This is a genomic window from Kitasatospora sp. NPDC001664, assembly GCF_053596675.1.
Window position 1 is genome coordinate 228,845 of sequence record NZ_JBSFGS010000007.1, and the last position, 10,597, is coordinate 239,441.

The 10,597-nt window shown below is 71.9% G+C and carries 9 protein-coding genes; 5 read left to right on the top strand and 4 right to left on the bottom strand.

The window, feature by feature from the left end; all coding sequences use genetic code 11:
* Positions 1–23 precede the first annotated feature (23 nt).
* The 3 genes from ACWCYY_RS12820 to ACWCYY_RS12830 all read left to right on the top strand — a co-directional run bounded on the left by ACWCYY_RS12820 (position 24) and on the right by ACWCYY_RS12830 (position 3,629).
* Positions 24–707, top strand: a complete 684-nt coding sequence (locus ACWCYY_RS12820) for a response regulator transcription factor (RefSeq protein ID WP_345284757.1) — start codon at positions 24–26, stop codon at positions 705–707.
* Positions 704–2,086: a sensor histidine kinase gene (locus ACWCYY_RS12825; RefSeq protein ID WP_449796018.1), complete on the top strand. Its 1,383-nt coding sequence runs from the start codon at positions 704–706 to the stop codon at positions 2,084–2,086. Before ACWCYY_RS12820 ends, ACWCYY_RS12825 begins: the two co-directional genes overlap by 4 nt.
* A gap of 259 nt (positions 2,087–2,345) precedes the next feature.
* A complete protein-coding gene (locus tag ACWCYY_RS12830) occupies positions 2,346–3,629 on the top strand; it encodes a chitinase (RefSeq protein ID WP_449796019.1) in 1,284 nt (427 codons plus the stop codon).
* A gap of 267 nt (positions 3,630–3,896) precedes the next feature.
* On the opposite strand, the gene ACWCYY_RS12835 is transcribed toward ACWCYY_RS12830, so the two are convergent.
* Positions 3,897–4,418, bottom strand: coding sequence for an SgcJ/EcaC family oxidoreductase (locus ACWCYY_RS12835; RefSeq protein WP_380149674.1), 522 nt, complete (start codon positions 4,416–4,418; stop codon positions 3,897–3,899).
* Between the two features lie 290 nt (positions 4,419–4,708).
* Between ACWCYY_RS12835 and ACWCYY_RS12840 the strand changes: the two genes are divergently transcribed.
* Positions 4,709–6,760: a phosphocholine-specific phospholipase C gene (locus tag ACWCYY_RS12840; protein ID WP_449796020.1), complete on the top strand. Its 2,052-nt coding sequence runs from the start codon at positions 4,709–4,711 to the stop codon at positions 6,758–6,760.
* Positions 6,761–6,773: 13 nt separating this feature from the next.
* Here the strand turns inward: ACWCYY_RS12840 and ACWCYY_RS12845 are convergent, their stop codons facing one another.
* The 3 genes from ACWCYY_RS12845 to ACWCYY_RS12855 all read right to left on the bottom strand — a co-directional run bounded on the left by ACWCYY_RS12845 (position 6,774) and on the right by ACWCYY_RS12855 (position 9,380).
* A complete protein-coding gene (locus ACWCYY_RS12845; protein ID WP_449796021.1) occupies positions 6,774–7,238 on the bottom strand; it encodes a DUF5990 family protein in 465 nt (154 codons plus the stop codon).
* 65 nt (positions 7,239–7,303) lie between these two features.
* Positions 7,304–8,320 (bottom strand): SMP-30/gluconolactonase/LRE family protein, encoded by a 1,017-nt coding sequence (locus ACWCYY_RS12850; RefSeq protein WP_449796022.1) that lies wholly within the window; start codon positions 8,318–8,320, stop codon positions 7,304–7,306.
* A 112-nt stretch (positions 8,321–8,432) separates the two neighbouring features.
* Positions 8,433–9,380: a methionyl-tRNA formyltransferase gene (locus ACWCYY_RS12855; RefSeq protein WP_449796023.1), complete on the bottom strand. Its 948-nt coding sequence runs from the start codon at positions 9,378–9,380 to the stop codon at positions 8,433–8,435.
* A 196-nt stretch (positions 9,381–9,576) separates the two neighbouring features.
* On the opposite strand from ACWCYY_RS12855, the gene ACWCYY_RS12860 reads away from it, so the two are divergent.
* The gene (locus tag ACWCYY_RS12860; protein ID WP_449796024.1) at positions 9,577–10,596 is read left to right on the top strand and encodes an iron-siderophore ABC transporter substrate-binding protein; all 1,020 of its coding nucleotides are present in this window, start codon (positions 9,577–9,579) and stop codon (positions 10,594–10,596) included.
* Position 10,597: the final 1 nt, after the last annotated feature.

Consider the following 10,597-nt stretch of genomic DNA (forward strand, 5'->3'; position numbering starts at 1 on the left):
GGTGCCCGGTTAGGGTGATCCACGTGCGTGTACTGCTGGTGGAGGATGACGAGCCGGTCGCCCAGTCGCTTCGGCGGGGCCTGCTGCGCTACGGGTTCGAGGTGGAGTGGGTCGCGACCGGCCAGGCGGCGCTGACCGTCGCGGAGCCCTACGACCTGGTGCTGCTCGACCTCGGGCTGCCCGACACCGACGGGCTGGACGTGTGCAAGGAGCTGCGGGCCCGGGGCACGGTGCCGATCATCGTGATCAGCGCCCGCAGCGACGAGACCGACCGCGTGGTGGGGCTGGAGCTCGGCGCGGACGACTACGTCTCCAAGCCCTTCGGGGTCCGCGAGGTGATCGCCCGGATCAGGGCGGTGATGCGCCGGGTCCAGCCCCGCCCCGCCAACGGCGCCGAGAGCGGCCCCGACCGGTACGGCAGCCGGCTCACCGTGGACCGCCGGGCGGCGCGGGTGCACCTGGACGGTACCGAGGTCGCCCTCGCGCCCAAGGAGTACGACCTGCTCGCCTTCCTCACCGAGGAGCCCGGCGCGTTGATGAGCCGTGAGCAGATCATGGAGGCGGTCTGGGACGCCAACTGGTTCGGCCCGACCAAGACCCTGGACGTGCACGTGGCCGCACTGCGCCGCAAGCTCGCCGGAGCGGTGGTGATCGAGGCGGTCCGCGGCGTGGGCTTCCGGCTGGTGGTGGCGGACGGCGCGCCGTGATCCGCCGGCTGATCCTCAGTTACGTGCTGCTGGTGGCGGTCGCGCTGGCTGCCTTCACCGTCCCGGTCGCCTTCACCCTGACGGCTCAGCTGCGCGGTGACACCGAGGAGTCGGTGCGCCGCGAGGCCACCACCATGGCGCTGCTGCTCGGCGCGGGAGACCAGCCGGCCAGGCAAGCGCTTTCCCGGCTCGCCGGCGCCTACGCCGAGGAGACCCCGGGCCGGGTGGAGGTGGTGGCCGCCGACGGCGGAGCGGTGGACACCCTGCCCCGCCCCGGGCAACCGGCCGACGAGGCGCTCCGACGCGCCGTCAGCGAGGGCCGCACCACGGTGGACTGGGGCTCGCGGCTGGTCTGGGGCCCCGAACTGGTCGTCACCGTCCCGGCCCGGGCGCCGGACGGCGGTGCGGTCGCCGGTGCGGTGCGGATCCGCTACGCCACCGCCGACCTCACCGACCGGCTCTGGCGGATCTGGGGCTTCCGCGCGGTCCTCGCCGTCGGTGTCCTGGCCGTCGCCGCCGGGCTCGGTGCCATCGTGGCCCGCCTGCTCACCCGCCCGCTGCGCCAACTCAACGAGATGGCCAGCCGGTTCGGTGCCGGTGACCTGACCGCACGCTCCCCGGTCACCGGACCGCAGGAGACCAGGACGCTCGCCCTGACCCTCAACCAGGGCGCCGAGCGGCTGGACACCCTGGTCGCCTCCCAGCGCATCTTCGTCGCCGACGCCTCCCACCAGCTGCGCACCCCGCTCACCGCGCTGCGCCTGTCGCTGGACAACATCGCCGACGGCGTGGACGACGAGTTCGTCCGGGAGGACGTGGAGCAGGCCACCGCCGAGGTGGTCCGGATGAGCCGACTGGTCAGCGGCCTGCTGGTGCTGGCCAGGGCGGAGGCCAAGGTCTCCGCCCCGGAGCCTCTGGTGCTGCGGGAGTTGGTGGCCGAGCGCCTGGCGGTCTGGCGCCCGGCGGCGGAGGAGCGCGGGGTGACCATCGCGCTGTCGGGGGACGCGGACGACCTGCCGCGCGTGCTGGCCGGGCCCGGCAACCTCGACCAGGTGCTGGACAACGTGCTCTCCAACGCCCTGGAGGTGTCCCCGGACGGCTCCGCCATCACGGTGCGCCTCACCGCGCGCCCGGGCGACCAGGTGCTGCTGGACGTGCTCGACCAGGGCCCGGGCATGTCCGAGGCCGAACGCTCCCGGGCCTTCGACCGCTTCTGGCGCGGCCAGGGCCTCACCGGCCGCACCGGCTCCGGCCTGGGGCTGGCCATCGTGCGCCAACTGGTCACCGACGACGGCGGAACCGCCACCCTGGCGGAGGCCCCGGGCGGCGGCCTCCGGGTCCGGATCGGGCTCAGGACCGAGCCCCGGACGGGACGTTGACGAAGGGTGCCCGGGGGCCGGAAGGGCGTCGCCGCAGCGGTCGTGGGGCCCTCTTGACCCGCCGTTGACCTGCGCTTTGAGGAGTCGGCACGGCCGGCGCCCCGATCGCCCGTCAGGGCTTGACGGTGGCGCAGCACAGGTCTATACCAGTGGGCAGTCACGTCAACTTCGGCCTGGTACCCGACCGTTGACCCGGCCGCGCGCCCCCACATCCGCGCGTCCGGGCCGATGTCCTCGCCGCCTCCTGGAGAGGTCTCCGATGGAACGCGTACTACCCCCACATGCCCCCGCGCCCGCACCCGCCCGCCGGCCCCGCCGCGTCCTCGCCGTCGCCCTGTCGGTCTTCGGACTGCTGGCCGGCGCGGCCACCGCGGTCACCACGACCGGCACGGCGAACGCCGCCGCCGGGATCGGCTCCAACTGGTACGCCTCCGCGCCGTACCTGATGCCCGAGGACAACAGCCCGCCGAACGCCGCCGCGGTGATGGACGCGACCGGCCAGAAGGCGTTCCAGCTGGCCTTCATCCTGGCCCAGGGCAGCAGTTGCAGCCCCGCCTGGGGCGGCACGTCCTCGATCGACACGGACACCACCATGCCCGCCGTGATCCAGACCATCCGGAACAAGGGCGGTGACGTCTCGGTCTCGGTCGGCGGCTACGGCGGCACCAAGCTCGGCCAGACCTGCGGCACCCCGGAGGCGACCGCCGCCGCCTACCAGAAGGTGGTGACCAAGTACGGCCTCAAGGCCATCGACTTCGACCTGGAGGAGCCGGAGTACGAGAACACCGCCGCGATCCACAACGAGATCGGCGCGGCCCGGATCCTGCAGCAGAACAACCCGGGCATCTACATCTCCATCACCACGGCCGGGACCAACGCCGGCACGGGCTGGTTCGGCACCCAGATGCTGCTGGAGGCGAAGTCGCAGGGCTTCACGCCCGACAACTACTCGATCATGCCGTTCGACGGCGGCTTCAACGGCGCCGCGGCGCAGACCGACGCGCTGGTGAAGTTCAACGGCATCCTGCAGTCCACCTTCGGCTGGAGCGAGGCGACGGCGTACGCGCACGAGGGCGTGTCGCTGATGAACGGCCGCACCGATGCCGCCGAGTACTTCCGGCAGGCCGACTTCCAGACGGTGCTGGACTTCGCGACCGCGCACCGGCTGGCCCGCTACACCTACTGGTCCGTCAACCGCGACCGCCAGTGCCCGGGCACGGTGGACCCGGGCCTGTCCGGCGCCTGTTCGAGCGTGGTGCAGAACGACTGGGACTTCACCAAGTTCACCGTGAAGTTCGCCGGGGCGACCCCGCCCACCAGCACCCCCAGCCCGTCGCCGAGCAGCAGCGGCAGCCCCAGTCCGAGCCCGTCCGGCGGCAGTTGCACGGCCGCGCCGAGCTGGAGCGCGACCACCACCTACGCCGCCGCCGGCACCAAGGTCTCCTGGAAGGGCCACTACTGGACCAACAAGTGGTGGACCCTGAACGAGGACCCGACGCTCAGCGGCCAGTGGGGGGTGTGGGCGGACAACGGCGCCTGCTGACCGCGCGGTGCCGCCGTCCCGTAGAGGCCGTAGGGGTCGGCGACGGCCGGTGTGGCGGTCATCAGGCCGATGCCTCCGAAGGCCATGAGCAGGGCGGTGGTTGAGCGGAGGGCAGGACGAAGACGCACGGGGACTCCTCGGGGGACGAGTGCTCGGCGCCGGGGGAGGAAGCACCCCGGCGGACAGGAGCCTAGGGAGCGGGAGCGGAGCCGAAACGGTTCAGCACTCCGCGACACTCCGGTGGAATCCCCGTGCGTCAGGCGGCCGTCAGCCCTCGGCCGGGAGGACCGAGGAGTGGTGGTTGACGATGAGCCACTTGCCGCCGCGCTTCTCGTACTCGTAGGAGTAACGCGCCTCGACGGGCTTGGTCACGCCGGTCTTCGGGTCGGTGAGGTGGAAGCGGTAGACGCCGGCGTCGAGCGCCGAGTCCTTGTCCAGGACGTTGATCACCGAGCGGATCTTCTCGCCGCGCGGCTTCTTCTGCAGGAAGTGCTCGAAGTAGTCGGTGATCTCCGCGCGGTTGGTGCGGATCTGCGGGGAGGCGGTGGGCAGCAGCACCGCGTCCTTGGCGTAGCGGTCGGCCACCTTGGCCGGGTCCCCGGTCTGCAGGGCGGCGTTCCACTGGTCGAAGAGCGCGGCTATCTCGCGCTCGGTGACCCTGCCGCGCCTGTCGTCGCCGGCCTGGGCGACCCCGGCGGTGACGGTGCCGGCCGCGGCGACCGCGACGGCGGCGGCGACGGCGATCTTGACGCGGGCGGGGCGCCCACCGGTCGTGCGCTGACGCTTCATCGTTGCTCCTGCTCTGCTCGGTTGCGAGTGGCTCCACCCTCTCGATCGGCGGGCAAGCGCTGGTACAGGAGAGGTGCAGGGGAGCGGAAGGGGGCGGACAAGCTTGCGGACAGATGGGGAAAATGGCCAGACAACCGGCTCTGTCGGGCAGGACAACTCGGCGCGTTGGCATGCGTTTGCCAGGTGTACCGCGGGCAGCCATCAGAGGTCCGCCGGGCGGTACCCGAGGAACGTTTTCCTGGTGGCCGCCAGTCCTCCGCCCCCTCACCCTCCCGAGGTCACAGCCACCCATGACCAACATCGATCGCCGCCGGTTCCTCCAACTCGCCGGTGGCACCGCCGCGTTGACCATGCTCTCGGACTCCATCGCCCGGGCCGCCGCGATCCCGGCGCAGGGCAGCACCGGCACCATCCAGGACGTCGAGCACATCGTCGTCCTGATGCAGGAGAACCGTTCCTTCGACCACTACTTCGGCGCCATGAAGGGCGTCCGCGGCTTCGGTGACCCGCGCCCGGTCACCCTGCCCAGCGGGAAGTCGGTCTGGAACCAGTCCAGCGGCGGCAAGGTCACCCTGCCGTTCCGGCCCAACTCCGCCAAGCTCGGCATGGAGTACCTCCAGGGCCTCAACCACGACTGGGCCGGTGGCCAGTCGGCCTTCAACAAGGGCAAGTACGACAACTGGATCCCGGCCAAGACCGCCGCCACGATGGCCTACCTGACCCGGCAGGACATCCCGTTCCACTACGCGCTGGCCGACGCCTTCACCATCTGCGACGCCTACCACTGCTCGCTGATCGGCTCCACCGACCCCAACCGCTACTACCTCTGGAGCGGCTACACCGGCAACGACGGCACCGGCGGCGGCCCGGTCATCAACAACGCCGAGGCGGGCTACGGCTGGACCACCTACCCCGAGCGCCTGGAGGCGGCCGGGGTCTCCTGGAAGGTCTACCAGGACATCGGCGACGGGCTGAACGCGGCCGGCTCCTGGGGCTGGATCAGCGACGCCTTCCGCGGCAACTACGGCGACAACTCGCTGCTCTACTTCAACAGCTACCGCAGCGCCCAGCCCGGCAGCCCGCTCTACGAGAAGGCCCGCACCGGCACCAACGCCAAGGCCGGCGAGGGCTACTTCGACAAGCTGCGCGCCGACGTCCAGGCCGGCACCCTGCCCAAGGTGTCATGGATCGCCGCCCCCGAGGCCTTCTCCGAGCACGCCAACTGGCCCGCCAACTACGGTGCCTGGTACGTCTCCCAGGTGCTGGACGCGCTCACCTCCAACCCGGACGTGTGGGCCCGCACCGCGCTGTTCATCACCTACGACGAGAACGACGGCTTCTTCGACCACGTGGTGCCGCCGTACGCGCCGTCCGGCGCCTCGCAGGGCCTGTCCACGGTGTCCACCACGCTGGACTACTTCCCGGGCAAGACCGGCTACGTGGCCGGACCGTACGGTCTCGGCCCCCGGGTGCCGATGATCGTGGTCTCGCCCTGGAGCACCGGTGGCTACAGCTGCTCGGAGACCTTCGACCACACCTCGGTGATCCGCTTCATCGAGAAGCGCTTCGGGGTGACCGAGCCGAACATCTCGCCCTGGCGCCGCGCGATCTGCGGTGACCTCACCTCGGCCTTCGACTTCGCCCGCACCGGCACCGCCGCGGCGCTGCCGTCGACGGCCGGCTACTACCCGCCGGACAAGAACCGGCACAGCGACTTCCTCGCGGTCGCGCCGACGGTCGGCACCATGCCGCGCCAGGAGCCCGGCTCCAAGCCCACCCGCCCGCTCAAGTACGCCCCGTACGTGGACGGTTCGGCCGACGTGGCGGGCGGCAAGTTCAAGCTGACCTTCAGCGGCGGCCCGTCGGCCGGCGCGCAGTTCTACGTGACCTCGGCCAACCGGACCGACGCCCCGTGGACCTACACCACCGAGGCCGGCAAGTCGATCGCCGACACCTGGAACACCACCTACTCCAAGGGCGTCACCGACCTCACCGTGCACGGGCCGAACGGCTTCCTGCGCCGCTTCCGCAACCCGGGCAAGACCGCCGGCCCCGAGGTGACGGCCCGTCACAACGCGGCCACCGGGAAGCTCGACCTGACCTGCACCAACGCCGGCGCCTCCGCCGTCCTGACGGTGGTCAACGCCTACGGCAACACCACCCGCACGGTCACGGTGGCCACCGGTGCCACGGTCACCCTCTCGCTGGACCTGACCGCCGGGAACCGCTGGTACGACGTCACGGTCACGGCCGGCACCACGGCCGACTTCGTCCGCCGCTTCGCGGGCGTGGTGGAGACCGGTGCCCCGGGCACCTCGGACCCGGGCATCCTCACCAACTGAGCGGCGCGGCAGCTCAGTCGGTCCGCTCGCCCGTCCAGTCGACGACGGGCGGGCGGACCGCCGCGCAGAGCGGGTGGCCGCGGCCGTCGGTGAGGCCGAGGCGGCCGGTCAGCCGACCGGTGGCCAGGGCGGCCCCGAGCACCTCGGGCGGCACGCCGTCCAGCATCAGCTTGGCCCGGCGGAACAGCTCCCGGCCGCCGTCGGGGGCCACGCCCGTCCAGGTCAGGTAGAGGAAGCGGGCGCCTGGGCGGCCCTGCACGTACGGGCCGGTGAGGTCGCCCGCGCCCTTCACGGCGCACTCCGCCGTCCACCGGGCGGCGGCGGCGTCCCCCGGCACCGGGTCGAGCAACTCGTCGGCCCGGCCCTTGCGCTGCAGGCCCACCACGACCTCCCGGTAGCCGGGGAAGCCCGGCCCGGGCGGGCAGTCGCGGCCGGGCAGGTCGTGCGCCTCGATGCGGATCTCGATCCGGTTCTCCATGCGCGCCATTGTGCCGCCGGGGTCCGTCAACGGACCGGATCCCGGCGGCACTTCGGCCGTGCGTGTCAGTGCATCGGGACGGCGACCACGTCGTAGTCGGTGTCCGGGGTGGGCTCGGTGTCGAAGCGGGCGTTCGGCAGGTAGAGCCGGCCGCCGAAGGCCGCCACCGTGGCGGGGACCCGCAGGCGCGGGTCGGTGATCCGGCGGGTGACGGTGCCCCGGCGGCCGGAGGCGTCGAGGCGGACGACGGTGACCTCGTTGGCCTGGTTGCGCACCACGAAGAGGTCGCGGCCGCTCCGCAGCAACCCGTCGCCGTAGGGCAGGGACGCGCCGCCGAGGTCCACCTTGGTGGTGGCGCCGGTGGCCGGGTCGATCCGCTGGAGGACGCCGGTGGTCATGTTGGCCACCAGCAGCGCGCAGCCGTCCGGGGTGGTCTCGACGCCGTTGGAGTTGATCTCGTCCGGGACGTGGTCGACGTCGCCGGTGAGCCGGCGGCGGATCACCTGGTCCTGGTGGGGCAGCCGTCCGCCCGGGCCGAGCGGCAGGCCGTAGAGGACCGGCTGGAGCGACTCGGTGATCCAGACGGTGTCCCGGGTGAGCACCACGTCGTTGACGAAGGTGTTCGCCGGGTCGGTGCCGAGCTGGTAGGAGGCCAGCACCGCGCCGGTCCGGGTGTCGAGCACCCGGGCGTCGCCGCCCCAGGCGCCGGCGGTGAAAAGGCGGCCGCGGTCGTCGGCCTTCATACCGAGCGAGGGCGTCCCGGCGGCCGGGCCCGGGTAGAGCAACTCACCCTTGCCGGTGGCGAGTTCGTAGCGCAGAACCCGGCCGTCGGCGAGCGATCCGAAATAGGCCCGGCCCCGTGCGTCGATGGCGATGCCCTCGGGCCGGAAGCCGTTGGGCAGCGCGAAGCCGGCCGGCCACCGGCCCGGGCCGGCGACGGCCGGGGTGCCGTCCCCGGCCGGGGCGGCGTGCCACCCGTCGTCGGCGGCCGAGGCGGAACCGGCCAGCGGGCCGAGCAGGGCTCCGGCCCCGGCGGCCGCGCCGAGGCCGAGCAGGGTGCGCCGCGAGACGTTTTCAGGCATGCGGAATGATCCTTCCCCCGTGGAAGCTGATGCCCGACACTCCACCACACCCCGCCGCGTCCGCGCACCACCGCCAGGCCCGCCCCGCACAAGTGGAAGGGCGGCCTTCCGGTCAGGGTCGGTCGGTGAGGTAACCGCCCATGGAGGTGAAGTACTCGGCGGCGGGAAGCTCCCGGCCGTCCTCGGTGCGGACCTCGGTGACGGCCAGGCCGTGGGAGCGCCCGGTGCGGGCGTCGGGGCCGGCGACGACGACCACGGCGTCGCCCTCGCGGTAGAAGATCCGGCCGGGGGTGCCCCCGTACCGCTGCTCGGAGACCCGGGCCGCGAGGATCTCCAGGCGGCGGCCCCGGTGGTGGGTGAAGGCGGCGGGGTAGGGCGCCGACTGGGCCCGGACCAGGCGGTCGAGCTCCTCGGCGCTCCAGCGCCAGTCGATCCGGATGTCCTCCTCGGCGCGCTTGTGGAAGAAGGTCGCCCGGGAGCGGTCCTGCGGGGTGAAGTCGGTGCGGCCGGAGGCGATTTCGGCCAGTCCGTCGACGGTGATCGGCCCGAAGAGCTCCAGGGTGCGGTGGAACAGGTCGGTGGTGGTGTCCCGCGGGCCGACCGGCACGGCCCGCTGGAGCACGATGTCCCCGGCGTCCAGGTGCTCGTCCATCAGGTGGGCCGTCACGCCGACCTCGGGCTCGCCGTTCAGCAGGGCCCAGATCAGCGGGGAGAAGCCCGCGTACTCGGGCAGCAGCGAGTCGTGCACGTTGAGCGTCCCGTGGCGCGGGAGCTGGAAGATCCGCGGCGGGATCAGCGTGCGCCAGTTGGTGGCCACGATGACGTCCGGGTCGGCCTCCTTCAGGCGGGCGTAGAGCTCCTCGTCGTCGGGCCGGTTGCGGATCACCACCGGGACGCCGTGGGCCTCGGCGAGCTCGGCGACCGAGTCGCTCCAGATCTTCTCGTAGGCGTGCTCGCTGGCGGGGTGGGTGACCACCAGGACGACGTCGTGCTCGGACTCCAGGAGCGCTCGGAGGGTGCGGTGGCCCCAGGTCTGGTAGCCGAACATGACGACCCGCATGGAGGTTCCTCCTCGGAAGGGACGGTCGGATGCGATCAGTAAAGCAAGGCTTACCTAAGTTATGCAACGAAGGCGAACTCCAGCCACGGAATGGCCAGTTGTCGACGGGTCAGTTCGGGGAGATCGCAGGTGGGCACTTGCACATTAACTTAGGCTTACCTAAGTTTGGCTCTGTTTCCGCCTCGAAGGGAAGACCGTGCACCGTTCCGCAAGACGCCTCCCGCACGCGGCCGCCGCCGCTCTCGCCGCCCTCACCCTGGCCGCCTGCGGGAGCGGCACCACGCCCGCCGCCGACACGGCCCCCAGCACGACCGCAGGTGCGGGCACGGGGTTCCCCGCCACCGTCCAGCACAAGTACGGGAGCACCGAGATCAAGTCCGCCCCCAAGCGGGTGGTCACCCTCGGCCTCTCCGACCAGGACGCGGTGCTCGCGCTCGGGGTCAAGCCGGTCGGCGCGGTGGACTGGTTCAAGGAGAGCCCGTACGGCAAGTGGCCGTGGGCCAAGGACCTGTGGGGCGGCACGGCTCCGCAGGTGGTCGGCGAGCGCGACGAGTACGCCATGGAGAAGATCGCCGGGCTGAAGCCCGACCTGATCATCGCCCAGTACTCGGGCATGAAGCAGGAGCAGTACGACACCCTGCGGAAGATCGCCCCGGTGGTCGCCCAGCCCAAGGAGCACCAGGACTACGCCGCGCCCTGGCAGGTGATGACCCGCCAGATCGGCAAGGCGCTCGGCAAGGAGGCCGAGGCCGAGCAGAAGATCACCGCGATCGGCGAGCGCTTCAAGGCCGTCAAGGCGCGGCACCCCGAGTGGGCGCAGCAGACGCTGGCCGTCGCCGACAGCTTCGAGGCGGGGAAGTACTCGGCCTTCACCCGGACCGATCCGAAGGCGATCTTCTTCAACGAGCTCGGCTTCAAGCTCAAGCCGGAGATCGACGCGCTGGCCAAGCCGGGCTGGAACGTCGCCGAGCTGAGCGCCGAGAAGCTCGACGTGCTCGACGCCGACCGCCTGGTCTGGGTCACCTCCAGCGCCGCGGCCAACGAGCGGATCAAGGGCGAGCCGCTCTACCGCAAGCTCAAGGTGCAGCAGGAGAAGCGCGACCTCTTCGTCCCCTACACCGACCCGGACGTGGGCGCGGCCTTCTCCTTCAACACCGTGCTCTCGATCCCCTACGCGATCGACCAGATCGAGCCGCTGCTCAGCCCCAAGCAGTAGC